This window comes from Nitrosospira multiformis (assembly GCF_900111585.1).
Lineage (GTDB): Bacteria > Pseudomonadota > Gammaproteobacteria > Burkholderiales > Nitrosomonadaceae > Nitrosospira > Nitrosospira multiformis_B.
In genome coordinates, this window is record NZ_FOHI01000002.1 from 118202 (window position 1) to 142416 (window position 24215).

22 protein-coding genes are annotated in these 24215 nt (G+C 51.5%); 18 read left to right on the plus strand and 4 right to left on the minus strand.

The annotated features are described in order from the left end of the window. Window positions 1–85 precede the first annotated feature (85 nt). Together BMW46_RS03650 and BMW46_RS03655 are read left to right on the plus strand one after the other, a co-directional pair. Entirely contained in the window at window positions 86–1579 is a 1494-nt protein-coding gene (locus BMW46_RS03650) for a lipopolysaccharide biosynthesis protein (protein WP_074704872.1), read from the plus strand. A 57-nt stretch (window positions 1580–1636) separates the two neighbouring features. Further along, window positions 1637–2659 (plus strand): hypothetical protein, encoded by a 1023-nt coding sequence (locus BMW46_RS03655; RefSeq protein WP_143049083.1) that lies wholly within the window; start codon window positions 1637–1639, stop codon window positions 2657–2659. Window positions 2660–2666: 7 nt separating this feature from the next. Here the strand turns inward: BMW46_RS03655 and BMW46_RS03660 are convergent, their stop codons facing one another. Both BMW46_RS03660 and BMW46_RS03665 read right to left on the minus strand, forming a co-directional pair. Further along, window positions 2667–4193, minus strand: a complete 1527-nt coding sequence (locus tag BMW46_RS03660) for a hypothetical protein (protein WP_143049084.1) — start codon at window positions 4191–4193, stop codon at window positions 2667–2669. A 311-nt stretch (window positions 4194–4504) separates the two neighbouring features. Beyond that, window positions 4505–5548 (minus strand): glycosyltransferase family 4 protein, encoded by a 1044-nt coding sequence (locus BMW46_RS03665; RefSeq protein WP_074704881.1) that lies wholly within the window; start codon window positions 5546–5548, stop codon window positions 4505–4507. Window positions 5549–6002: 454 nt separating this feature from the next. On the opposite strand from BMW46_RS03665, the gene BMW46_RS03670 reads away from it, so the two are divergent. Continuing rightward, window positions 6003–6944, plus strand: a complete 942-nt coding sequence (locus tag BMW46_RS03670; protein WP_074704883.1) for a glycosyltransferase family 2 protein — start codon at window positions 6003–6005, stop codon at window positions 6942–6944. A 3-nt stretch (window positions 6945–6947) separates the two neighbouring features. Here BMW46_RS03670 and BMW46_RS03675 read toward each other — a convergent pair whose 3' ends face one another. Then, the gene (locus BMW46_RS03675; protein WP_074704886.1) at window positions 6948–7946 is read right to left on the minus strand and encodes a sulfotransferase family protein; all 999 of its coding nucleotides are present in this window, start codon (window positions 7944–7946) and stop codon (window positions 6948–6950) included. A gap of 516 nt (window positions 7947–8462) precedes the next feature. On the opposite strand from BMW46_RS03675, the gene cysC reads away from it, so the two are divergent. The 4 genes from cysC to BMW46_RS03695 all read left to right on the plus strand — a co-directional run bounded on the left by cysC (window position 8463) and on the right by BMW46_RS03695 (window position 12258). After that, window positions 8463–9131, plus strand: coding sequence for an adenylyl-sulfate kinase (cysC, locus tag BMW46_RS03680; protein ID WP_074704889.1), 669 nt, complete (start codon window positions 8463–8465; stop codon window positions 9129–9131). A 95-nt stretch (window positions 9132–9226) separates the two neighbouring features. Next, a complete protein-coding gene (locus tag BMW46_RS03685) occupies window positions 9227–10567 on the plus strand; it encodes a putative O-glycosylation ligase, exosortase A system-associated (protein WP_074704891.1) in 1341 nt (446 codons plus the stop codon). A gap of 60 nt (window positions 10568–10627) precedes the next feature. Further along, on the plus strand, window positions 10628–11638 hold the full coding sequence (locus BMW46_RS03690) for a polysaccharide deacetylase family protein (RefSeq protein WP_074705645.1): 1011 nt from the start codon (window positions 10628–10630) through the stop codon (window positions 11636–11638). 149 nt (window positions 11639–11787) lie between these two features. After that, on the plus strand, window positions 11788–12258 hold the full coding sequence (locus BMW46_RS03695; RefSeq protein ID WP_074704894.1) for a DUF3565 domain-containing protein: 471 nt from the start codon (window positions 11788–11790) through the stop codon (window positions 12256–12258). Here the strand turns inward: BMW46_RS03695 and BMW46_RS03700 are convergent. After that, the gene (locus tag BMW46_RS03700; protein ID WP_074704896.1) at window positions 12255–13196 is read right to left on the minus strand and encodes a PEP-CTERM domain protein; all 942 of its coding nucleotides are present in this window, start codon (window positions 13194–13196) and stop codon (window positions 12255–12257) included. The two genes, BMW46_RS03695 and BMW46_RS03700, sit on opposite strands and share 4 nt — an antisense overlap. Window positions 13197–13621: 425 nt before the next feature. On the opposite strand from BMW46_RS03700, the gene BMW46_RS03705 reads away from it, so the two are divergent. The 11 genes from BMW46_RS03705 to glmS all read left to right on the plus strand — a co-directional run bounded on the left by BMW46_RS03705 (window position 13622) and on the right by glmS (window position 24169). Next, window positions 13622–14014, plus strand: coding sequence for an ATP synthase subunit I (locus BMW46_RS03705; protein ID WP_074704899.1), 393 nt, complete (start codon window positions 13622–13624; stop codon window positions 14012–14014). A 22-nt stretch (window positions 14015–14036) separates the two neighbouring features. Next, window positions 14037–14843: a F0F1 ATP synthase subunit A gene (gene atpB, locus BMW46_RS03710; protein WP_074704901.1), complete on the plus strand. Its 807-nt coding sequence runs from the start codon at window positions 14037–14039 to the stop codon at window positions 14841–14843. Between the two features lie 53 nt (window positions 14844–14896). Then, window positions 14897–15169: a F0F1 ATP synthase subunit C gene (gene atpE, locus BMW46_RS03715; RefSeq protein ID WP_011379667.1), complete on the plus strand. Its 273-nt coding sequence runs from the start codon at window positions 14897–14899 to the stop codon at window positions 15167–15169. Between the two features lie 37 nt (window positions 15170–15206). Further along, the gene (locus BMW46_RS03720) at window positions 15207–15677 is read left to right on the plus strand and encodes a F0F1 ATP synthase subunit B (protein ID WP_074704904.1); all 471 of its coding nucleotides are present in this window, start codon (window positions 15207–15209) and stop codon (window positions 15675–15677) included. Window positions 15678–15680: 3 nt separating this feature from the next. Next, a complete protein-coding gene (locus BMW46_RS03725) occupies window positions 15681–16217 on the plus strand; it encodes a F0F1 ATP synthase subunit delta (RefSeq protein ID WP_074704907.1) in 537 nt (178 codons plus the stop codon). A gap of 15 nt (window positions 16218–16232) precedes the next feature. Further along, window positions 16233–17774 carry a F0F1 ATP synthase subunit alpha gene (atpA, locus tag BMW46_RS03730; RefSeq protein WP_074704909.1) on the plus strand — a complete coding sequence of 514 codons (1542 nt, stop codon included), beginning with the start codon at window positions 16233–16235 and terminating at the stop codon, window positions 17772–17774. A gap of 3 nt (window positions 17775–17777) precedes the next feature. Then, the gene (atpG, locus tag BMW46_RS03735) at window positions 17778–18659 is read left to right on the plus strand and encodes a F0F1 ATP synthase subunit gamma (protein ID WP_074704912.1); all 882 of its coding nucleotides are present in this window, start codon (window positions 17778–17780) and stop codon (window positions 18657–18659) included. A 30-nt stretch (window positions 18660–18689) separates the two neighbouring features. Next, window positions 18690–20069 (plus strand): F0F1 ATP synthase subunit beta, encoded by a 1380-nt coding sequence (gene atpD, locus BMW46_RS03740; protein WP_074704915.1) that lies wholly within the window; start codon window positions 18690–18692, stop codon window positions 20067–20069. A 66-nt stretch (window positions 20070–20135) separates the two neighbouring features. Beyond that, window positions 20136–20555 carry a F0F1 ATP synthase subunit epsilon gene (locus tag BMW46_RS03745; protein ID WP_074704918.1) on the plus strand — a complete coding sequence of 140 codons (420 nt, stop codon included), beginning with the start codon at window positions 20136–20138 and terminating at the stop codon, window positions 20553–20555. Window positions 20556–20861: 306 nt separating this feature from the next. Then, window positions 20862–22250 (plus strand): bifunctional UDP-N-acetylglucosamine diphosphorylase/glucosamine-1-phosphate N-acetyltransferase GlmU, encoded by a 1389-nt coding sequence (gene glmU / locus BMW46_RS03750; RefSeq protein WP_218141753.1) that lies wholly within the window; start codon window positions 20862–20864, stop codon window positions 22248–22250. A 71-nt stretch (window positions 22251–22321) separates the two neighbouring features. Then, window positions 22322–24169 carry a glutamine--fructose-6-phosphate transaminase (isomerizing) gene (gene glmS, locus BMW46_RS03755; RefSeq protein ID WP_074704920.1) on the plus strand — a complete coding sequence of 616 codons (1848 nt, stop codon included), beginning with the start codon at window positions 22322–22324 and terminating at the stop codon, window positions 24167–24169. Window positions 24170–24215 lie beyond the last annotated feature (46 nt).

The following is a 24215-nucleotide window of genomic DNA, read 5'->3' on the forward strand; positions in this document are numbered from 1 at the left end:
ATGCAAATTTCAACCATCGCCCGGCAGGCTGCTGGCGCAGAGAAATCACATTAGCGGACTTCTGTCCATTTTCTTGAAGAACTTCATGGACGAGCAACAAAATAAAACAGAAATTATTAATAAGATTCTGTCCGGCGCTCGTTGGTCTATTGTATTTCGACTGATTGCGCAGGTCATCAGTTGGGTGAGTACCATCGTCGTGGTTCGCTTTATCACGCCGGATGACTATGGGCTTAATACCATGCTCAGAGCTCCGCTGGAGCTATTATTGTTGCTCAGCACTCTCGGTCTCGACCTCGCGTTGATACGGACAAAAAATATTGAGCAGGACGACTTGCACAACATTTTTGGGTGGCTTCTGGTTATCAATGGCCTGCTTTTCCTTGCTTATTTCTTTGGAGGCAGCCTGATAGCCGCCTACTTCAACGAACCCGGCCTTGAGCAGTTGGCAAGAGTGCTGGCATTTATCTTTCTGCTAATACCTTTCAGGGTTATTCCCAACGCGATTCTGGACCGGCATCTTAATTTCAAATTCAAATCACTTGTAGAACTGATCACGAGCGTCTCCGCCGCTATTACGACGTTGGTATTGGCCATCATGGGTGCGGGAGTTTGGGCACTGGTTGCAGGCACGTTGATAAGTAACATGCTTCAGATAATTTTGCTGATGATCCTGCAACCCTGGTTCATTATGCCTTCACTTAATTTTTCAGCTGTTCGCCGAATGATGGCCTTTGGCGGAGTTCTGGTTTTGGGAGGCACGATTATCAAGGTTACCGAGAATCTTGCGTTTCTGGTCGTGGGTCCTATCCTGGGTGCTGAATTACTGGGTATATTTGTTGCCGCTTTTGAGCTTGCCTTACTCCCGCTCTCCAAGATAATGGCGGTAATTAATCCAATTATCTTCCCCGCATTTTCCAAGTTCCAGGAGCATCGCGATGACGCAGCACATTATCTAGGAAAATCTCTCGGTATCATATCGCTCGGCATGTTGCCTGTCATGATCGGCACTGCCTGCATTGCCCCGGAGTTTGTGCCCCTGGTACTGGGCGCGAAGTGGTCCGCTGCCGTTACACCTCTTATATTGTTGTCGATCAGCATGCCGTTCAGGATGACAACATCTTTCCTTAGACCTGTCATAAACAGCATGGGACGTGCAGATTTGACAGTAAAATCTGCGATCACGGGGCTAGCAGTTCTGTTGCCCCTGGCATTAATTGGTGCTAATTATGGGGCAATTGGCTTGGCGCTGGCCGTATTAGCGAGCGAGCTGATAGTTGCTTTTTATACTATCAGTATATGTAAGGTTGTTTTCAATATTTCTTTTATGAAGATTGGACAGTGTTTAGGTCCGGCAACTGTTTCTTCAGTTGTTATGGCGGGATGTGTACTTGGTGCCAAATACATATCTGGTCAACAGGATGGCATAGAAGGATTAATTATTGAAATTGGCGTTGGCGTGACCAGTTATTTTTTGACCTTACGAACCTTTTATCGGAAAAGGTTGGCGGATACAATAGAATTGTTTTTCCGAAGACACAAAAGCCAAGAGCCTTCAGCGTACTCCTCCACCCTCTGAACTGGAAGATCAATAATACACCGTTTGACCTAATCTCAGTCTCAGCGCGCGATTACGATGAGCATCGACCAAGTACAGTGGTTTAATCAGGAAATACCGGATAGAGAGACTGAGATGAAACTCGGCATTATTGTCGTTTATCTGGTGAATGAAAATACTCGTTTGATTCTTCAAGAACATCTGCGACGAATAGAACGTCACACCAAAACAATTGATTACACTATATACGGGACTATTATTCGGACACCGGAACCATTAATAGCTCAGTTACGTATGGGGTCTCATCCCCACATGAAGCTGTACGATTTCGCTTCTGATACTGCAAGTCGTGCTGGTACTGTAGTGCATCCCGATGCACGAGAACACGGTTCCTATCTGGATAAACTCACCAAGGTTGCATTTGCGGATGGATGCAGCCATATTTGCACGATGGATATGGACTCGTTTCCTATCCGTGATGACTGGTTCCACGTCATGGCAGAACAGTCAGCAGCATCTTCGAGTGGTGTCGTGGCTGTGTTTAGAGCCGAAAATGGAGATACCGATCTGACGCACCCATGCGGATTATTGATGCCTGTAACGTTTTACGAGAAATTTTCTCCTGTTTTCATACCACCTGATTCATTTTTCTCTAGTGATGACTTTATTGAATATCGTAAGGAAACGGGCCAGCGTCCAGATACTGGCGTCGGTATATCTGAAATCATTCATCGTCATGATTTAAGCTGGACACGGCTGAAACGCACTAACATCAATAATGACGATCTCCTTTTTGCCGGTATATATGGCGATCTTATTTTTCACTTTGGATCGACATCGAGAAACATCAAATATAACGGCGCGGATTTAATGAATGATCCCATCATTCGAACAATAAACTGGATTGGCGAGAACATCATGTATTTCCGGTCAGGATCGCCCCTGGATCGATTGCGCGCTTGGCAGCGGGAGCGGATTGGCAATAGAAAAACACAGACGATAGCGAATATTTTTGAAGCTTATTTCTCTGATCCAGACCATTATTTGAATTATTTGCGCGGCAATGCGGATTTCTCTCGCTCCATCAAACACCATAAATAACGGCCTATTAAGTGCTTCGGTCGAGCAAATAAACCTTGAGGTTAAAATCTTCGAGTTTAGGACACCCGTTGAAAGGCCGGTATCTGGAAATAAACCAGGCATAAGTTAGCGGATGCATTCGGCTATATCGAAATTCGGGATTGCCATCCAGCGCATGGTCGGATAGGAGCACCAATTCCGGTAAAGCTGATTCGAGACGCTTAATTTCAGCAATTTCAAAGTCCCTGCCTCTTGGGAACAAAGCATAAATTTCCCATATTGGCATCCTGGTACGAAAAATCGCATGTATGCTCGGCATATTGGGTAAGGCCAAAAACTTTCCAGAAGGTCCCGTTAATTCTTGCAGCTCTCTGGTTATCAGCTGCAGTCTCTCCGACAAACCGCGACTTATCCAAAGTTGCTCGCCAGCAACATCGGTTTTTACATAATCCATTTTGATTAAATTGTGTGCCAGATACGCGTTCGAGCCGCTCATGGTAATCAACGATATCCCGAGCAAGCTAACGCCCAGCGCTAGCGGACGCAATCCCTTCATTAACCCGCCTGCAGCCATTAGACCGATCAAGGCTGGAAATATACCTAGCGAGAGATGCGTTAGGTCTGGACGGGAAAAAGCATAGTGAGCATAAGGAATAGCGGCAGCAATTGTCGCTACAAGGACTTTTCTCGCATCCTCATTCAAATCAAAACGTTTAAATGCCAGGGCGAGGATTCCCACCAGAGGAAAAGCCAATAAAAATATAAAGCCGATTCCAGTGAATATTGTCACTGTTGTCCAGAAAATTCCCAGCTCTCCCCATTTCACAGCCCAAGGCCAGGGAACAGGAAGGGGAAGGTTGGTTGCTCCATACTTAAACATCAAGACGATACTATTTATGAATGCAGCTGTGAAACCGTCAACGGCAAGCATCATGATTAGCGTCGGTGAAAAGCCGATCAAAACGCCCAGGACGAAATAACCACATAAGCCTGCCAAAGCTCGTCGGGAGGATGTCTGGACCAAAAGTGCCGATATCACAAAAATGGATGCGACCGCGCCATACACGCCGTGATTACGCCCCATGATGGCTGCAATGCCAAGACAGATACCTGCAAAAAGCCATGCCGCAGGTTTGGCAGTTTTCAGCATGAGGACCAGCATTGCGACAATAATAATGCTGGTGGCATGATCATAGACCTTGTAATACGGTATCGCCCAGATGGTAAGAATGAAGGCTGCCAGCAGTGCGAATAGCCATCGCACAGCGCCTTCTCGTTGCAGGGCCACCAGGCAGGTGAACACGCCCAATAGGATCCCGAAGGTTTGATAGGCGGCCGCACTCAGACGTGCTGCAAAGGGTCCATCGTCTCCCATGAAGCGCATGAAAGCGGCCGTCCAGTAATATCTACCGATGTCATAGGACATGAAATCACGCAGCGGTACTTCCCCCTGCAAGACGCGCTGCGCTCCATACCAATAATAACCTTCATCGGCCAAATCAAAGTCATATCGCCAGGTAAGCCAAAACCAAAAGCCTGAAATCCCGACCGCCATCACTGTCGCCACGAAAAAGTTTGTGCGATATGAGTTATGCGCCGATATCATTGGCTCACCATGTTTTGGGGTTTAAAGAAGGGAGTTCCGCTAGTCCGATCAAGTCTGCTCAGGTTGAGGTTGCATCGGTTTTCATCTTCCAACAGGTGTGATTTATGCTGCTGATTGTTTCCTTCACGAGTAGCAACCCAGTCATCAGGGAATTGCATCGATGATTTGTAGCCAGGGCCGAGTATTGCCTGCTTGCGGACAGTTCAAGAATACATACCAGTGGGCCTACTTCACATACACAGCTGGTGTCGCTCCACTTCTTAAACATTTCGGAATGTCTCCTGCGTGCTCTTTGATGCGGCGGCACGAAGAATATTCGCATGACATTGCGCGCTTCTCGACCAGGAAAAATCCTGGCTTCGCTGGAGGCCCACCGCCGCTCGTTCTGCCCTCACCCGCGGGTTTTGGCAGAAAATCCGCATGGCTTCCAGCAGCCCATCTTCGTCGCGGGGGTCAACAGTTATCGCCGCTTCTCCGGCTATTTCGGGACAAGCGGAAACATTGGAGGTGATGACCGGACAACCGCAGGCCATGGCCTCGAGAATGGGCAGGCCGAAACCTTCGTAAAGGGATGGAAAAATGAAAGCGAGAGCGTGACGGTAAAGGCGAACCAGTTCCTCGGTTGTAAGAAAGCCACTGAGTACCCGGATGCCCTCGATTTTTTCATAATTTCGCGCACTCTCTTCGGGGAGCTTGAGTACAAGCTGAGCGCGGCAATGGCGGCGGAGCTGTCGAAACGCCCGTACAATCGCACGCACGTTTTTGCGCGGCTCGTCGTTGGAGATATGGAAGAAGTAGGGTTCAGATTCTGTATCGGAGCCAGGTGTAAAGGCGTTGCTATCGACCCCATGATGGCATACATGGATTCTGTCAGCGGGAACGCCGGTAAAGCGAATCGCCTCATCTTTCACAAACGCGGAAACAGCGATAATACTCCCCACTGCGGTCCGGACTTCCCGCCATCGCTCGCGCTTGTGTTTGGCATACTGTCCCGACATGATCAGACCTTTCAGAGTCCGAAAATACTCCCATCCGTTAAGTGAGACGGGAGCGAAACCATGCACCGTCACCACCAAGGGTGGGAGAGGATGTTCCAGGAGAAAATCAGGAGGAGGATTGCCTCCCCCGGAACGGATATCCCAAAGCACGTCCGCTGATTTCGGCAAATCTTTCCTGTCCTTGAAAGGAATGGTCGCTATATCTTGCTTCGGCAAATGTCTCCATACATTCTCGGCATAAACCTTGAAGCTCTGGGGAATCTCCGGACCCTGATAGATGCCGACCCGCAGTGCGCTATCTTTCATAAACTCTGCCAGGATATTTCATAGTTAAGTGGACGTGACCAACTCATGTCACGGATGGCAACTGCTTCATAAGCATATATATGCAAGTCTCCGTTGCCTTCCGCAAAAATTACACAGGTTGCCTCAGAGCGATATTACCTCATCAGCAGAAACGGCAAGTCCATTTTTGTCGGAGGGCTTGAGCATCCATTACCGGAAAATCGGTATATTTGTCCCGCTCATTTCAAGATCGGTCAGTGGAGTTTCGTGCAATAGTCAATACCGCAGCCAAACCTCGTTCCCGTAATTTTCCCGATACTGGAGATACGATATACAAAAAGGAAGGAGGTCTCCGCGGACATCTAATTTATAATGATTATTGCGTCTGAGTTGACTGCCAAAATCCGATTTTAGCGTTTAAAGATCGGGTGTCGAGGTTAAACCTCCCGGATATACTATTTTTTAAAATCTTCCCATGGCAGCGTCCAAGCCAACTGTTTCCATCATTATTCCGACCTATAATTGCGAAGCTTATATCGCGGAAACCCTTGACAGCGTTCTCAGCCAGACATTCACGGATCTGGAATTAATTGTGGTTGACGATGGCTCTACTGATCGTACACGGGAAATCGTCACTTCGTATGGGGCTCCTGTCCGGCTCCTGTCGCAGTCCAATTCCGGGGTATGCGCGGCGCGCAACTACGGAATCCGGGAGGCAGCGGGAAGCTATATCTGCCTCATGGATCATGATGACTACTGGTTTCCCGAGAAGCTGGCGCTACAGCTGGAGCAAATGTTTTCACATCCGGAGGTAGGTCTCGTCTACAGTACGTTTGTCTGGTGGCATCCCGACCGGGAGGGCGTATTTCCCGATCCGGAGAGCTTCAATATAGAAAAAATGCCTGGGGGGATAGACGAGGAATTTTCGGGATGGATATATCATCTGCTTTTACTCGATTGCTGGATTCTGACCAGTGCTGCATTGATACGCGCAGAGGTATTCGACAAATGCGGCACTTACGATGAGTCTCTTCCCTATAGCGAAGACTGGGACCTCTGGCTGCGCATTGCCCGGGAATATCCGGTTATCAAGCTGAATAAAGGACTCACTCTATATCGCCAGCATCCTAAACAAGGAAATCGCCTCACCAGAGAGATCGACTATCGGACCGTGCTGCTGCGAGATGCCGCTGCGAGATGGGGGTTATGCAGCCGCGATGGTCGATGCATTTCAAGACAGCAGTTCATGCAAAACATCGCCCGCTACCAGATGGAATTTGGACTGAAACATCTTGCATCCAACAACTTGAGACCCGCCATGGACTCCTTATGGAAGGCTTGGCTGAGCCATCCCGCCAATCTGAAAATCCTTGCCTATGTCCCTGCGGGCCTCTTGGGATGGCGGCCGAAGTGGTGAGGGTCAGTACTTGCGTAATACTTTTTCGATCAGCCAGAAAGGTTTGACCAGTAACCAGCTCAATGAGCGGTAAATGCGAAAAAATTTGATCCGGTAGTCGGCATGCTCCTGGTTGAGATAACGGATCTGCTCAATCAACTCCGGATTCCATTTTTTCTGATAGGAGGCAAAATCCGCCGCGACTCTGTCAATCCGCTCATCCAGATTCTCACTATGGAAGCCTCCGCTTTCAGCAGCTTTTTCACTGAGGGCGCTGTACAGTTCATAAGCCATCCCTTCAAGTCCCTGGTATCGTGTTGCTCCGGTATCTGTTTTATCGGCTTTATGATGACGGAGGTCAGGAGAAACAAACCTTCCGATTTTCTCGTTTGCCTGGTTTACCGAAATAGGGAAGACAATGTCAGCCTCCCGTTCTATTGTTTGCAGTACCCGGACCGGATCAGTCACCACCTGGTCGAAGTCGATGAAAATCCGGGATTGTCCCCTTGAATAGGATTCAGCGGATAGCGTATGACTCAACCACAAGACCAGGGCCTTTTCCCGTGAAAACCGATCGCGTTTTTGCAAGGATGCGATCACTTCGAAAGGGTTCCGGTTCATGGAAATAAAAATTGGCCTGATCTGCCGCGCTTCGAGTATGGGCATCCACAATGGCAGCAATCGGCACATTCGAGGATCCTTCAACGCCCACACAGGGGCTTCCGAAAAATCCCGTTTCACGAGGCTTTGGAGGCGGGCCGCATACGGCTGAACCGCCTCGTCTTTCCACCACTTGTCGTTCAAAGGCAACAAGTCATCCCATTGTGAATGCAGGTGCAGAAGCAGTTCGTCATGCGTATCGACGATATCCTCGTGCTCCCAGAAGCCTTTCTCGTTTACGCCTTTTTGAGGGGCGTATAGGCTGCGCCCCATCCTGACCCCGACCTGACCCAGGAGTCCCGTTAACAATGATGTGCCGCTACGGTGCATTCCCAGGATGATCAACGCAGCATTATCTTTCACTCAATCTCCCTTGTTTTCATCCCTGTTCTGTGAGGGTCCGGATATATTTGCGGTATGAAACGTTCGTTATTGAAACTATTTGAAACAGCAAATCCTTACCTGATGAACGACCAATGAACGTTAAACCTGGATTTTATGGGATTCTATGCCACGTTGTCGTTCTTCTTCGAAAGTCGGTCAGGACAAGGAAGCGGGCAGGTAATGAAAGGGTTGAAAGCAACTGATAATTCGAAGTTGTAGACCTAACGGCGTGCTGCCATAATTACTTGAACACACTCATGTCCGCTTCATTTTTTGTGCGGTTTCTGTCGTAATCAGTTCAGAATGCGAACGGAAAGCTCTAAAGACTTCCATCAACAAAGGTTTCCTCTTATCCTGGATCTTGACAAACTGATCAGTGGGAAGTTACCGATTACGCTCCTGTTCTTCTGTATCTTGTACTTCGGTCCAGATATAAATCCGAATCGCTGCCGATATAATTCGGTTTATCCAAAAATCGGAATCTGAGATCGGAATATGAATACCAATACTGTATGGCATAACGCCACCATTACTCGGGCGCACCGGGAGAGGTTGAACGTGCACCGATCAGCGGTCCTTTGGTTTACAGGGCTTTCCGGTTCCGGCAAATCGACGTTGGCTCATGCGGTGGAGGAAAAGCTTTACCAGTTGGGCTGCCGCACGTTCGTACTTGACGGGGATAATGTGCGTCAAGGCTTATGCTCCGATCTGGGGTTTTCCGTGGAAGATCGTTCCGAGAATATTCGCCGCATAAGCGAGGCAGCGAGGCTTCTGGTCGAGTCGGGCGTGATTGCAATGACAGCTTTTATTTCACCTTTTCGGGCTGACCGGCAAAAGGCGCGCAGTATTTTTCCTCACGGGGATTTCATCGAGATTTTTTGCGAGGCCAGTCTCGCAGTATGTGAGCAGCGCGATGTGAAAGGACTTTATAAACGCGCTCGGACGGGCGAGGTCAAGGAATTCACCGGGATATCGTCGCCCTACGAAGCGCCTGCCCATCCCGAGCTGATCGTGCGGACGGGCGAGCTGGAGCTGGAAGATTGTGTTGCCCAGGTAATCGAATTCATGGAGCAGCGGGACATTTTCAAGAGGAAGCCTCGGTTGCGAGAAAGTCTCAGTCACCATAATGCGAAGGACCTTTCCATCGATGTTGTCAAGGAATGACAATGGCGCTGGATAAAGCGCGATTACCGCATTGCGGATAAAGGGATTTTTCGTGTCTTTATGACAAAACAAAATTCAGAGGATGCGGTAAGAACATGAGGGATATCCTTGTTACCCTGATTGTCTTCGGATGGCTGCCTATCGTCTTTAAGAAGCCATACATGGGCGCATTGATGTGGGTGTGGATAAGCGTCATGAATCCGCATACCCAGGGATGGGGATTTGCTTCCACATTCCCCTTTGCGGCGATTATTGCCGGAGTTACGATAACAGTCCTCCTGATTACAAAAGAGCCAAAAAGTCTCCCTCTAACCCCGGTTATCTGGACTTTCATAATCTTCGTGCTCTGGATGAATCTGAGCACGGTATTTGCCCTTTATCCTGAGGAGACGTATCTGCAGTGGAACAAGGTCATGAAGATCATGTTGATGAGTTTTGTGGTCATCATGCTGATCAGGACACAAAAGCAGATTCAGCTCCTCATCTGGACAATAGTTATCTCGTTGGGATATTACGGGGTCAAGGGAGGCGTTTTTACGGTGATTGGGGGAGGGGTGGATATGGTCATGGGACCGCAAAGCACTTTCATCGAGGGAAATAATGAGATTGCCCTGGCGCTCATCATGACCATTCCTCTCATGCACTATGTACAGACGACTTCCCGGAAGGTTTGGGTGAAGCACACCATGACAGTCGTCATACTACTATCCGCCCTTGCCGCACTGGGCTCCTATTCACGGGGCGCCCTGCTGGCCATTGCGGCAATGGGAGGGTTTCTCTGGCTCAAAAGCCAGCATAAAGTCCACATTGCCTTGCTGGTTATCCTCGCCATTCTCCCGGCTATTGCGTACATGCCGGAGCAGTGGATGCAAAGAATGGACAGCATCAATACCTACGAAGAGGACGAGTCGGTACAAGGGCGTTTCAATGCCTGGTGGATGGCCTACAATCTGGCGAAGGAGCGGCCGCTCACCGGTGGAGGTTTCGAGGTTATCACTCCTGAACTATTTTGGGCTTACGCCCCCAATCCTGAGGACCTGCATGCTGCCCACAGCATTTATTTTCAGGCACTCGGCGAGCATGGTTTCGTGGGGCTGGGGCTTTACTTGCTGCTCGGATGGCTCACTTGGCGAACCGGTTCATGGATCATACGCAATACGAGAAAGCTCGAAGAGTACAGGTGGGCTTTCAATCTGGCGACGATGATTCAGGTATCGTTCATCGGTTTTGCTACGGGGGGTGCTTTCCTTAGTCTTCTTTATTTTGACGTCCCCTACTATCTCATGGGGGCAATGGTTGCAACGCGTGTCCTGGTGGAAAAAGAACTCAAGCAAAAAACCGTGTCGGCAATCGCTGCAAAAACTTCCGGTTCTCCGCGCCAGCTTGGCCAGTTGAATCCATCACCGTCGCAGCCGATAGCCGGGGATTCGAGCTAGGATATAGCGTCGAAGAGTTCATTGCCTTATTTGCTTGCTGCTCGTGTCCGCTTTTTTCCTATGAGAACCTCTGAATATGATCACTTGGACAACCTGGTAAATCAGGGGCCACTTTGGTCGCGTGCAATGTTGCATCTGCTTTCCCCTGGGGGTCGGAGCGCTCGCCTGTCCATACTGATTTATCATCGGGTGTTGCCCTGCCAGGATTCACTTTTTCCGGAGGAGAGTCACGCCCGGTCCTTCGATCAGCAGATGGAGCAGCTTGCGGCATGTTTCAGGGTCATATCTCTCGGGGAGGCGATTCGTGGTCTCCATAATGGCACGCTGCCTCCACGTGCTGCCTGTATCACTTTCGATGACGGTTATGCCGATAATGCGGAAATCGCTTTGCCGATTCTGAAAAAACGTGGCATTCCTGCCACTTTTTTCGTGGCAACCGGTTTTCTTGACGGGGGCCGGATGTTCAACGATACCGTGATAGAATTGATACGTCGTGCGCCGGGAAGCACCGTGGATCTTGACAGCCTGGGCTTGGGAAGATTTCCGATCGGAACTGTTTCCGAGCGTCGCCAAACTATTCACCAGTTATTGGGCAAGCTCAAGTATCTGCCATCCGAATCACGGCAATCGACCGTGGAGGCGATGTCGGCGTTAATTCCAGTCATGCTGCCTGACAATCTCATGATGACCTCTGAGCAGGTTAGAATGATGCACAACGCAGGAATGGAAATAGGTGGACATACTGCCAGTCATCCCATCCTGGCACAAATGGAGAACAGCGCAGCTTATGCTGACATTGCTACCGGCAAAGAGATGCTGGAGGGCATTATTCGCGCTCCAGTACGATTTTTTGCCTACCCGAATGGGAAGCCGGGGAGAGACTATTTGCCCGATCACGTCCGGATGGTAAAGAAGCTGGGGTTTGACGCGGCAGTCTCAACTGCCCATGGAGCAGCAAGAAAAGGGGGCGACCTCCATCAGCTACCTCGGTTTACTCCCTGGGATAGACGCCCACTGCGATTCGCCCTTCTGATGGCGCGAAATATGCTGAAAACTGGAGAAGCAGTTTAACGCTTGATCATATAGGGACCCCTGGTTTTTTCTTTACCCTCGAAGTCGAAGTTAATGCCAGCTTCTGCGCAACAGAAGGAAAGCCTGGAAATTCTCTCTTCTTTGAGAAGTTCATATAAGTCAGTTTCCCATGACCATTTGCTCAATCTATGGAAAGACCCATTACAGGATTTGATACCGATAGTGAGGGAGATCCGATCGCAATTCTGACTTGCGGACACGCCCAACATGTGCGGCATGATCCGCCGTTCATCAATCGTCCCTGGGTCACTTCCGAGCAGGGGCGTGAAGGCATGATAGGAAAGACGCTTAACTGTGTCCGCTGCGAGCAGTTCGAGTTGCCCGACTACTTTGTTCCATACAAGCGGACGTCCATCTTCACTGAGGAAACGGTACCGGCAGCGTTGAGAAAAGACCACTCGACCAAAACCGGCGTATGGGGGAAGATCATCGTGGAAGCGGGGAAGCTTCGCTATCGCGTCGATATGCTGAATGTGGATACGGAACTGTCGGCAGAAACGGTTGGAGTAGTTGTGCCTGAAGTTCTCCACAATGTAGAACCTCAAGGCCCTGTCCGCTTTTTCGTCGAATTTTACCGGGCTCCGGATAAGGAGACCTAACGAGCATCTTTGGTACCTTCGTTGCATTCTTTGCCCAGGTATTCAGGGTAGAGCATCAGATATGACTCGGCTTCAGGGGCTGGCGGCAAAAAGATGGCGGCAATCGCAACGGCAGAGTCCGGCCTCAAACTCGAATCAATAATAGGAGTGTAGCCGTCGATGGGACGAAAAGTTGCATGAAACGAATTCTTCCAGTTCGAGAGACCCTTGGAGGTGAGCCCGCAGTTCAGGGGATAGTCCGACTGTTCAGAGTTGATGATGGGGGTTTGATCGGAACCGGAATAGTCAATACTTCCGTAGAGCTCGTCCCGCAGGAACGAATTTTCATGCGCCCACCAGAATGATCCGGGGTGCTCTCCATCCAGAAATGAGACAATCCCAAGTCCGTTGCCGCTCCCTGCCCAGTTAACGGCATTAACCAAGTGACCCAAGGCGCCGTCCCAGCAGGCAGGCGAGGTTAATGCCGGAACGCAGCTGCCACCGTGATCCTGGTCTTCTGCGGTGTTCAATATGTTTCCTGTATCCCCGCGAATCGCGTGAAAGTCGGCATCCGAAGCAGTAACGAAGGTTCGATCTCCGCGCGCAGCTTCTATAGCAGCCCGGTTATCCAGAATGCCTGTGTAATCAGGAACTGCCGCCCGTCCCATTGGAGGCCCAGTGAGAAAAGCCTCGCCACTTTCAATCACAAGGACATCAAAGCTGGCTAAATCCGGTGCAGGATCAGAAGATCCCCAGTAGCGCAGATTCCACTCGATGCTATCAGCCTGTGGGAGCGTGTGAACGATTTCTGCCAGTTGCGAAATTTTCTGCCGGTATTCCGAGCGCTGATCGGCATACGTGTACCACAACACATTGATTGATCCCTCATATGAGTGGGAAGTGAAAGCAAGTCCGGCAGCAAGCGCAAGCATGAAAATCCGGAAATAAATGTCTTTCATTCCGCCTCCCTTCCTTGTCTGACCATGGGAAACTCTCGTTTCATGCATTCTCGTAATGAGTGTAGGAGGAAATGTAAATACCGATTGATGGTTCAACGGTGTTTCCACTTTTAACCGCATTCCACCTCTTGATGCTCGTATCCTGGTGTCCTGGTGAAGTCTTCACCATATTAAGTTTTTTGCAGAGTTTCCGTGAATGAAAAGAGGTCTTTCCATTGACTGTTGGGCGCAAGCAGATTAGAATCCGCGTGTTTTAAATAGGTCAAGCCGGATTTAATTATTCAGGCGACCTGGAAGAAGGGAACAAGCCGCGCTGGCCAAGGAATTGAATTAAAATCAGGTCTTCCACGAACACACGTTCAACGAGCTAAGGTCACTCTCAACATCTGTTTTTGTGACTGGCGCTTTCCGACGAAGCTCAGCAAATGCCCTGGATACGAAACAAGCCGGTACGCGTTGTCATGCGTTGGCAACTGATTGTCACACTGGCGATGGTGCTAACGCTGGGTTTGTTATGGGGATTTCACGGCGCAGCCTCAGCTTTTCTGGGCGGTGTGATCAGCATTGTTTCTGCCGCGGCGTTTTCTGCAATTGTCTCCAGGTATCGCGGCTCCACTGCGGGCGGCATATTGATCACGGCCCTGAAAGCAGAAGCGGTAAAAATAGTCATCACAGTTGCATTGCTCTGGCTCGTGATGACGCTCTACAAGGATGTTGTTGCGGTCGGCTTTATCGGGACCTTCATACTGACGGTTCTGATCTTCGGGCTGGCATTGTTCGTAACGGATGATGCGAAGGTTGCGCAAATAAAGCAATAAACAGTTGAGATAGGCAAAATAAATGGCATCAGGCACAGAACTTACTCCAACTTCCTATATGTCGCATCACCTGACCAATCTGACGAGCTCGATCGGTGAGGGTGAATTCTGGACACTACATGTGGATACGCTCGTCATGGCGGCGCTGACCGGTATCATCAGCCTCGGTTTTCTCTGGTGGGTGGTGCGCGGCGCGACTTCGGGTGTTCCCAGCAAGAGGCAGGCATTCGTGGAGCTTGCCATCGAATTCATCGATAATCAGGTCAAAAGCACTTTTCACGGGGATCGGCATGCATTTGTAGCGCCGGCTGCGCTCACTGTGTTTGTGTGGGTATTCATGATGAACGCCATGGATTTCCTGCCGATCGATATCATGGCGAAGGTATACGAGCTGCTGGGGCTGCACAATTGGCGCAGCGTCCCGACTGCCGACGTGAATACGACGTTCGCGCTGGCACTCTCCGTCTGGCTCCTGATGATCTTCTTCAACATGAAAGTCAAGGGCGTGGGGGGCTGGATACACGAACTGGTCTGTAGTCCCTTCGGTAAGAACCCTCTATTGTGGCCGGTCAATATCCTGTTCAATCTGGTTGAATACGTCTCCAAGCCGCTTTCGCATTCATTGCGGCTGTATGGGAACATTTATGCTGGAGAAATCATTTTTCTGCTGCTCGGCATGTGGGCTGCAACCGGCCTTGCCGGGACATTTTTTGGCACGCTGCTGAATGCAGGGTGGGCCATCTTCCATATCTTGATCGTCACATTGCAGGCATTTATCTTCATGATGCTGACGGTGGTTTATCTTTCCATGGCGCACGAGTCACACTGATTCTGCGTTGCTGTTCTTAACCAATTTCAATTACTACTAAAGAGGAAAACCAGATGGAGAATTTGCAATTCCTGGCCATGATTCAGGCATACACGGGCATTGGCATCGGCCTGATGATCGGTCTCGGCGCAGCCGGTGCCTGTATCGGTATCGGCATTATGTGCAGCAGCTTCCTCGAAGGCGCCGCACGGCAGCCGGAAATGATCCCGACGCTGCAAGGAAAAGTGTTCCTGCTGCTCGGTCTGATCGACGCGTCATTCATTATCGGCGTGGGTCTCGCGATGCTTTTCGCGTTCGGCAACCCGTTGCTGGCCGTAATCAAGTAATAGTGATTGCTCCCGGTATCATTCCCAGAGGCTAGCCATGAACATAAACTTCACGCTTATTTCTCAGGCAATGGCGTTTGCCATCTTCATCTGGTTCACGGTCAGGTTTGTGTGGCCTCCGTTGATGCGCGCAATCGAGAATCGTCAGAAAACGATCGCCGAAGGTTTGGCTGCGGGCGAGCGTGGCAAGCGCGAACTCGAACTGGCAAGTCAACGCTCAGGCGACGTCGTCCGGGAGGCCAAGCAGCGGGCATCCGATATCATCGCGCAGGCGGAAAAGCGTGCCGCGGAGATCGTGGATGAAGCCAAGGTAGCCGCAAGAGAAGAGGGCGGCCGTATTCTTGTGGGTGCCAAGGCAGAGGTGGAGCAGGAAGTGTTTCGCGCAAAGGAAGTTTTGCGCCAGCAGGTGGCGGACCTGGCGCTGGCGGGGGCTGCAAAGATCCTCCGGCGCGAGGTGGATGAAAAAGCGCACGCCGAACTGCTTGCATCCCTCAAGGCGGAGCTCTAGCCGATGGCCGAAACTCGCACGATTGCCCGGCCTTATGCGGAGGCTGTCTTCAAACTTGCAAAAAACCAAAACGATCTCGCCCGTTGGGCAGACACACTGCAGTTGGCGGCCACTGTCGCGGCTGACGAAAATATCCGTTCATTGATCGGCCACCCCAAGATATCTTCCCGAAAACTGGGCGAGCTTTTTTTGGGTGTTTGCGGGAACAGACTCAATGAAGAAGGTCGCAATTTCATCTTACTGCTGGCGGAAAACGGCAGGCTTGAAATTTTGCCGGAGGTGAATGAGTTGTATGAGCAACTCAAGACCCGTTATGAAGGCGTGCTGGATGCCAAAGTTATTTCTGCTTTTGCCATGAGTGATGCTCAATTGAAGGAACTGGTGACTGATCTCGAGGCCAAATTCAAGCGCAAGATAGAGGCAAAAGTGAGTGTCGACGCGGATTTGATAGGCGGCGTGATAGTCGAAATAGGCGATGAGGTGCTTGACGCCTCCGTGCGAGGAAAACTGGAAGCCATGGCTGTTGCACTTAAAAGCTAGGAGTTAACTGAAAAAATGCATTTAAATCCATCCGAGATCAGTGAACTGATCAAAAGCAGAATTGAAGGGCTTGAAGCAACCGCCGAAGTCCGGACGCAAGGCACGGTGGTTTCCGTGACCGACGGCATCGTGCGCATCCATGGACTGTCTGATGTGATGCAGGGCGAAATGCTTGAGTTCCCTGGTAATACCTTCGGTCTTGCGCTCAATCTGGAGCGCGACTCAGTGGGCGCGGTTGTTCTGGGTGAGTATGAGCACATTACCGAGGGCGACACCGTCAAGTGCACGGGTCGCATTCTTGAAGTTCCGGTAGGAGAGGAATTGATCGGCCGTGTGGTCAACGCGCTGGGTCAGCCGATCGATGGCAAGGGGCCGATAACTACCAAGCACTCCGAGCCGATAGAAAAGATTGCACCAGGCGTGGTGTGGCGTCAATCGGTGAATCAGCCGGTACAAACCGGACTGAAAGCGATCGACGCAATGGTTCCCATCGGGCGCGGACAGCGTGAACTGATCATTGGAGATCGTCAAACGGGAAAAACGGCAGTGGCCGTGGATGCAATCATCAATCAGAAGGGTGAGAACATGATTTGCATCTACGTTGCGATTGGTCAGAAAGCGTCGTCGATCAGTAACGTAGTGCGGAAGCTGGAAGAGCATGGGGCGATGGAATATACCATCGTCGTGGCTGCCACCGCTTCGGAGTCTGCTGCGATGCAGTTTATCGCCCCTTATTCCGGTTGCACGATGGGCGAGTATTTCCGCGATACCGGCAGGGACGCGCTAATTGTTTATGACGATTTGACCAAGCAAGCATGGGCTTATCGCCAGATTTCCCTGTTATTGCGCCGCCCTCCTGGTCGGGAGGCTTATCCTGGAGATGTGTTTTATTTGCACTCGCGGCTGCTGGAACGCGCCGCCCGCGTCAGCGCGGCCTATGTGGAAAAAGAGACGAATGGCGCAGTCAAAGGCAAGACAGGTTCGCTGACAGCCCTGCCTGTGATCGAAACCCAGGCGGGTGACGTGACTGCATTCGTTCCCACCAACGTTATCTCCATTACTGACGGCCAGATTTTTCTGGAGTCCGATCTGTTCAATGCAGGTATCCGGCCAGCTATCAACGCCGGAATCTCTGTCTCTCGCGTAGGAGGCGCCGCGCAGACCAAGGTAATCAAGAAGCTGGGTGGCGGCGTGCGTCTCGCATTGGCGCAATATCGGGAACTCGCCGCATTTGCCCAGTTCGCTTCCGATCTGGATGAAGCGACGCGTAAGCAGCTGGAGCGTGGCAAGATGGTGACGGAACTGATGAAGCAGCCTCAGTACTCAACCCTGAGCGTGTCCGAAATGGCGCTTACCCTGTTTGCTGTCAACAAAGGGTACCTGGATGATGTAGAGGTGAGCCGCGCATTGGCCTTTGAGTCTGCGGTGAGAGGCTTCGTCCGTAGCAAGTATGGGGCCATTCTGGACAAGATAGAGACCACCAAGGATCTGGATGCGGAAACCGAGAAGGAACTCGAGGCGGCAATCCAGGATTTCAAGAAGAACGGAACATACTGACCGATGGCAGGCAGCAGGGAAATACGCAACAAGATCAAAAGCGTGAAGAACACGCAGAAGATCACGCGCGCGATGGAAATGGTGGCTGCATCCAAGATGCGCCGGGCACAGGAACGCATGAAAAAAGCCCGGCCATACGGCGAGAAGATTCGCAACGTCGCAGCCCACATGAGCCGTGCTTACACTGAATACCGCCATCCGTTCCTGATAGAACGCGATACGGTAAAGCGCATCGGCATCATTGTGGTTACCTCTGATAAAGGTTTGTGCGGTGGACTTAACACAAACGTGTTGCGCATGGCGGTAAGCAAGATGAAAGCCTGGGAAGCGGAAGGCGAACAGATCGAGGTGTGCTGCATCGGCAACAAGGGATTGGGGTTCATGAACCGTATGGGCGCCAATGTCATCTCGCATGTCGTGAGCCTCGGGGATGCGCCGGATCTGGAGCGGTTGATCGGAGCAATAAAAATATTGCTGGATGGTTATAACCAGGATCGTTTCGACCGCGTATATCTTTTTTATACCCGCTTCATCAACACGATGAAACAGGAACCGGTGATGGAGCAATTGCTCCCGCTTTCCGATGAACGTCTCAGAGCCAGTGATGGACCGACTGGACAGCGCGGCGTGTGGGATTACATTTATGAACCCGAAGCCAAACCCGTCATCGATGACATCATGGTGCGATACGTCGAGGCGCTGATTTACCAGGCATTGACGGAAAATATTGCGTCCGAGCAATCTGCGCGCATGGTGGCAATGAAGGCCGCTTCGGACAATGCCGGCAACGTCATCAACGAACTGACGCTGATTTACAATAAATCGCGGCAGGCTGCCATTACCAAGGAACTGTCCGAAATTGTCGGTGGGGCGGCAGCCGTTTGAATAATTTGAATTGATTTTTTAAGGAACAATATGAACCAGGGAAAAATTGTTCAGTGTATCGGCGCGGTGGTAGACGTCGAGTTTACACGTGAAGAGATGCCCAAGGTATATGACGCGCTCGTTCTTGAAGGATCGGAACTTACGCTCGAAGTGCAGCAGCAGCTGGGGGACGGAGTCGTGCGCACGATTGCGCTCGGCTCCTCCGAGGGGTTGCGGCGCGGCATGATGGTAACAAACACCGGCGACCAGATTCGTGTTCCTGTCGGCACCAAGACCCTGGGGCGGATCATGGATGTTCTGGGTACGCCAATAGACGAAATGGGACCTATCGGCGCTGAGCAGAACAGATCAATCCATCAGAAAGCCCCTGCTTTTGACGAATTGTCCGCGTCTACCGAGCTGCTGGAAACAGGGATCAAGGTTATCGATCTCGTTTGTCCCTTTGCCAAGGGCGGCAAGGTGGGACTGTTCGGCGGCGCCGGCGTAGGCAAGACCGTGAACATGATGGAGCTGATCCGCAACATCGCCATTGAGCATAGCGGATATTCCGTATTTGCGGGTGTGGGGGAGCGTACTCGGGAAGGGAATGACTTCTACCATGAAATGAAGGATTCCAACGTGCTCGACAAGGTCGCGCTGGTGTACGGCCAGATGAATGAGCCTCCCGGCAACCGGTTGCGGGTAGCGCTTACAGGTCTGACCATGGCGGAACACTTCCGCGACGAAGGCAGGGATGTGTTGCTGTTCGTGGATAATATCTATCGTTTCACCCTGGCCGGTACGGAAGTATCCGCGTTGCTGGGCCGGATGCCATCAGCTGTGGGTTATCAGCCGACGCTGGCTGAGGAAATGGGCCGTTTGCAGGAGCGCATCACCTCCACCAAGTCGGGCTCCATTACCTCCATTCAAGCCGTGTACGTGCCCGCGGACGACCTGACCGATCCGTCGCCTGCTACAACCTTCGGCCACCTGGATGCTACCGTCGTGCTTTCGCGTGATATTGCTTCGCTGGGGATCTATCCAGCCGTTGATCCTCTCGATTCGACCTCGCGTCAGCTTGATCCTCTCGTGGTGGGCGAAGAGCATTACTCGACTGCCCGGGCCGTACAGCAAACCCTGCAACGCTATAAGGAATTGCGCGACATCATTGCAATTCTCGGAATGGATGAACTCTCTCCGGAAGACAAGCTGGCTGTAGCAAGGGCGCGTAAAATTCAGCGCTTCCTTTCACAACCCTTTAACGTGGCCGAAGTGTTTACCGGCGCGCCGGGAAAATACGTACCTCTGAAAGAGACCATCAAAGGGTTCAAGGGCATTGTGTCGGGAGAATATGATCATCTGCCGGAGCAAGCATTTTACATGGTGGGTGGCATAGACGAGGCCGTTGAAAAAGCTAAAACCTTGCAATAATCGAGTTGATGAATCGGGTGGCCGGATAAAACAGTCATCCCGATTCAATGATGAATGGGAACTAAAATGGGCGTGTTTCACGTTGATATCGTCAGCGCGGAGGAATCTATTTACTCCGGTCCGGCTGAATTTCTGGTTGCGCCCGCAGAAGGAGGTGAGGTGGGCATTTATCCCCAGCACACTCCCATGCTGACGCGCATCAAACCTGGATCAGTACGTATCAAGGCACCGCTGAAAGAAGAGGAATTGGTCTATGTTTCCGGCGGTATGCTTGAAATCCAGCCAGATGTCGTCACTATCCTTGCTGACACTGCGATACGCGGTGCCGACCTCGATGAAGTAAAGGCCATCGAGGCCAAGAAGCAGGCGGAAGAAGCGGTGAGGGATCGAGCTTCCACTCTGGATTACGCGCGGGCACAGGCAGAATTGAGCGAAGCGATCGCGCAACTGGCCGCTATTCAGAAACTACGGAAACGCGGACACTGATATTCGAACCAGAACTGAAAAAGGGCGGTATTTCCGCCCTTTTTCAGTTCTGCGCGAATCAATCCTGAAGTCAAACTCACAAATAGTCAGTAGCTTACGCTCAATTGAACCGTCTGTCCTCTTGGAGAGGCATCAGTATCTCTGTTTCGAAGAACAGCCGGTTTAGACACTTCATTTGGATTTGTGCCAGCTATATGATAAATTAATCCGGTTTCCATTCGTAAATCCGCTTCAACCTTAACTTCCTGCAGTTGATCTACCTTTGCGGATCGAATATTACACGTTCCCGCATGCCCTGATATCTTCATGAATGTGTCCAAACTGAACATCGTCGTTCTTGCTGCCGGTCTCGGAAAACGCATGTACTCTGTGCTGCCAAAAGTGTTGCATCCCCTGGCAGGCAAGCCTCTCCTGATGCACGTGCTCGATACCGCCCGCGCATTATCGCCCCACACAACTTGTGTCATTTATGGACATGGGGGTGAGACAGTCCCGCAAACGATAGCGGATGAAAGCCTTATCTGGGCGCAACAGGTCCCACAACTCGGAACGGGTCACGCAGTGATGCAGGCGCTGCCTCATATCGAGAAAGAGGGCATTACACTTATTCTGTATGGCGACGTGCCTCTGACCAGCATCGAAACATTAAAAAAGCTGATCGCGACGGCGGGAAAGCAAACATTAGGTTTGCTGACGGTAGAACTTCCTGATCCAGCCGGCTACGGTAGAATCGTTCGGCATAGCGAAACGGGTGAAGTTGCCGCCATTATCGAGGAGAAAGACGCCAGCGAATCCCAACGCAGCATCGGTGAAATCAATACGGGCATCATGGCGGTTCCGAATCGCTATCTTCACAGCTGGTTATACAAGCTTGAAAACAACAACGCGCAAGGTGAGTATTATCTGACGGATATTGTCGCGATGGCGGTGAAGGATGGGGTAAAGGTAGAAACAGTCAATCCCGCTTATGTATGGGAAACCACCGGAGTCAACAGCAAGGTTCAGCTCGCCGGACTGGAACGCATCTATCAGACAGCGCAGGCCAATAAATTACTGGAGCAGGGTGTAGCGCTGGCTGATCCGTCGCGCATCGATATCCGCGGTAAACTTTCTTGCGGCAGAGACGTTATGATCGATATCAACTGCATATTTGAAGGGGACGTTCAACTGGATGATGGTGTAAAAGTGGGTGCTCACACCATACTGAAAGACGTTCGGGTAGCCGCGGATTCGGTAATCGCGCCATTCAGCTTGATAGAGGCTGCAGAAATTGGTCGAAATTGCCGTATCGGTCCTTATGCCCGTATTCGTCCGGGCACGCGGCTGGAGGACGAAGTTCACATCGGGAATTTCGTTGAAGTCAAGAACAGCGCCCTTGCAGCTGGCAGCAAGGCAAATCACCTGAGTTACATCGGGGATGCCGTAGTGGGCAGGAGCGTCAACATCGGCGCAGGGACGATTACCTGCAATTATGACGGCGCCAACAAATACCAGACCATCATCGAGGATGATGTCTTTGTCGGCTCCGATACCCAGTTGATAGCACCCGTCAGAGTTGCCCGCGGTTCCACGATCGGTGCGGGTTCGACCATTACCAGGGATACGCCACCTGATATGTTGACGCTTTCGCGAGCGAAGCAGTTGAGTATCGATGGGTGGAAACGTCCGGTGAAAAAACCGAAGCCCAAAAATTGAGCATAGCCTTCCATCTTTTTCCATCCTTGAATCGCGCCAATTGCTGGTACCTGTAAGAAAGGAGTCTTTTGATGTGTGGAATCGTCGGTGCAGTCGCAAAAACCAATATCGTCCCCACTCTGATTGAAGGCCTGCGTCGACTGGAATACCGCGGATATGATTCAGCCGGCATTGCCCTGAACAATGGTCGTCTGCACCGGTTACGCACCACCGGGCGAGTCGCCGAGCTCAGCAAGCTTGCGGATGAGCAGCACTTCAGCGGGGACGTGGGTATTGCCCATACCCGCTGGGCTACGCACGGTGCTCCATCCGAGCGCAACGCACATCCTCATTTTTCCGGAGAGACACCCAAGGTGGCGGTGGTGCATAACGGCATCATCGAAAATCATGAGGTGCTGCGTCAGCGTTTGCAGAAGGCAGGGTTCGAGTTCAGTTCCGATACCGATACGGAAGTCATCGCTCATCTTATTTCGTCTCATCTCAGGGAAAACCCGGATTTATTCGAAGCGGTATGCCGCTCAGTGGGCGAATTGCGGGGCGCCTATGCAATTGCAGTAATGGAGGAAGCAAGGCCGGAGCGCCTCATCGTTTGTCGCAATGGAGCGCCACTGCTGCTTGGCTTGGGTGAAAATGGGATCTACGCTGCCTCGGATGCTTCCGCCTTGCTGCAGGTTACCCGGCGCATGATCTACCTGGAAGAGGGCGATGTCGCCGAATTGCGCCAGGATGGCTACCGCATCGTCAATTGCCGTTACGATGGCGCACGCGCAGAGGTCGCACGCGCGGTACAGGAAAGTGAGCTGACAAACGAGGCGGTGGAGATGGGCCCGTATGCCCACTTCATGCAGAAGGAAATATTCGAGCAACCCGGTGTCGTGGCGAACACCCTGGAAATGGTGCTCAATGCACAATCCATCTCTCCGCGCCTGTTTGGCACCGAGGCGGAGAACATCTTTAAAAATACCAGAAGTATCCTCATCCTGGCGTGTGGCACCAGCTATCACGCTGGCGTCGTCGCCCGCTACTGGCTTGAAACCGTGGCGGGAATTCCCTGCAATGTCGAAATCGCGAGCGAATATCGCTACCGTAATCCGGCGGTTGGAGCCGACACCCTGATCGTGGGCATCTCTCAATCCGGAGAAACAGCGGATACCCTGGCCGCCCTGGGTTATGCAAGATCACTCGGGCATCGTCACAGTCTGGCGATCTGCAATGTGGCCGAAAGCGCGCTCGTGCGCCAGACTGACTTACGTTTTCTCACTCGGGCAGGCCCGGAAATCGGTGTGGCCTCGACCAAGGCGTTCACCACACAGCTTGCTGCGCTGATGTTGCTCACCATGACGCTGGCGAAATTGAACGGCAAACTGTCGGGTGAGAGTGAGCGGCAGATGATTACTGCGCTGCGCCACCTGCCCGTCGCGCTTCAGCACAGTCTCCAAGTGGAACCGCAGGTGAAAGCTTGGGCGGAAAGGTTTGCCGAGAAACGCCACGCCCTGTTTCTTGGCCGAGGCATGCATTATCCCATTGCGCTGGAAGGTGCGCTCAAGCTCAAGGAAATCTCCTATATCCATGCTGAAGCTTATGCTGCCGGAGAATTGAAGCACGGTCCGCTTGCGCTGGTGGATAAGGATATGCCCGTCGTCGCCATAGCCCCCAATGACGCCCTGCTGGAAAAACTCAAGTCAAACCTGCAGGAAGTACGCGCCCGTGGGGGGGAGCTCTACGTTTTCGCCGATGCTGATTCCCACATTCAGGAAAGCGAAGGCGTGCACATCATTCGTCTGGCGGAACACGCGGGACTGCTCAGCCCCATCCTCCACACCATCCCCCTGCAGCTTCTCGCCTACCACGTCGCACTGCAAAAAGGTACGGATGTGGATAAGCCGAGAAACCTGGCGAAATCGGTGACGGTGGAGTAAGAAGTATCTATTGAACTGCGTGTGGGCTAAAGCCGGTTTTCAGCCA

Excerpts from the sequence above, each read along its gene's own strand:
- glmS (WP_074704920.1), top strand. The coding sequence starts at position 22,322 with ATGTGTGGAATCGTCGGTGCAGTCGCAAAAACCAATATCGTCCCCACT.
- BMW46_RS03650 (WP_074704872.1), top strand. The coding sequence starts at position 86 with ATGGACGAGCAACAAAATAAAACAGAAATTATTAATAAGATTCTGTCC.
- BMW46_RS03660 (WP_143049084.1), bottom strand. The coding sequence starts at position 4,193 with ATGGCGGTCGGGATTTCAGGCTTTTGGTTTTGGCTTACCTGGCGATAT.
- BMW46_RS03685 (WP_074704891.1), top strand. The coding sequence starts at position 9,227 with ATGAGGGATATCCTTGTTACCCTGATTGTCTTCGGATGGCTGCCTATC.
- BMW46_RS03745 (WP_074704918.1), top strand. The coding sequence starts at position 20,136 with ATGGGCGTGTTTCACGTTGATATCGTCAGCGCGGAGGAATCTATTTAC.
- atpD (WP_074704915.1), top strand. The coding sequence starts at position 18,690 with ATGAACCAGGGAAAAATTGTTCAGTGTATCGGCGCGGTGGTAGACGTC.
- atpE (WP_011379667.1), top strand. The coding sequence starts at position 14,897 with ATGGAGAATTTGCAATTCCTGGCCATGATTCAGGCATACACGGGCATT.
- BMW46_RS03690 (WP_074705645.1), top strand. The coding sequence starts at position 10,628 with ATGAGAACCTCTGAATATGATCACTTGGACAACCTGGTAAATCAGGGG.
- BMW46_RS03665 (WP_074704881.1), bottom strand. The coding sequence starts at position 5,548 with ATGAAAGATAGCGCACTGCGGGTCGGCATCTATCAGGGTCCGGAGATT.
- BMW46_RS03695 (WP_074704894.1), top strand. The coding sequence starts at position 11,788 with ATGGAAAGACCCATTACAGGATTTGATACCGATAGTGAGGGAGATCCG.
- glmU (WP_218141753.1), top strand. The coding sequence starts at position 20,862 with ATGAATGTGTCCAAACTGAACATCGTCGTTCTTGCTGCCGGTCTCGGA.
- atpA (WP_074704909.1), top strand. The coding sequence starts at position 16,233 with ATGCATTTAAATCCATCCGAGATCAGTGAACTGATCAAAAGCAGAATT.
- BMW46_RS03720 (WP_074704904.1), top strand. The coding sequence starts at position 15,207 with ATGAACATAAACTTCACGCTTATTTCTCAGGCAATGGCGTTTGCCATC.
- BMW46_RS03670 (WP_074704883.1), top strand. The coding sequence starts at position 6,003 with ATGGCAGCGTCCAAGCCAACTGTTTCCATCATTATTCCGACCTATAAT.
- BMW46_RS03700 (WP_074704896.1), bottom strand. The coding sequence starts at position 13,196 with ATGAAAGACATTTATTTCCGGATTTTCATGCTTGCGCTTGCTGCCGGA.
- atpG (WP_074704912.1), top strand. The coding sequence starts at position 17,778 with ATGGCAGGCAGCAGGGAAATACGCAACAAGATCAAAAGCGTGAAGAAC.
- cysC (WP_074704889.1), top strand. The coding sequence starts at position 8,463 with ATGAATACCAATACTGTATGGCATAACGCCACCATTACTCGGGCGCAC.
- atpB (WP_074704901.1), top strand. The coding sequence starts at position 14,037 with ATGGCATCAGGCACAGAACTTACTCCAACTTCCTATATGTCGCATCAC.
- BMW46_RS03705 (WP_074704899.1), top strand. The coding sequence starts at position 13,622 with ATGCCCTGGATACGAAACAAGCCGGTACGCGTTGTCATGCGTTGGCAA.
- BMW46_RS03655 (WP_143049083.1), top strand. The coding sequence starts at position 1,637 with ATGAGCATCGACCAAGTACAGTGGTTTAATCAGGAAATACCGGATAGA.
- BMW46_RS03725 (WP_074704907.1), top strand. The coding sequence starts at position 15,681 with ATGGCCGAAACTCGCACGATTGCCCGGCCTTATGCGGAGGCTGTCTTC.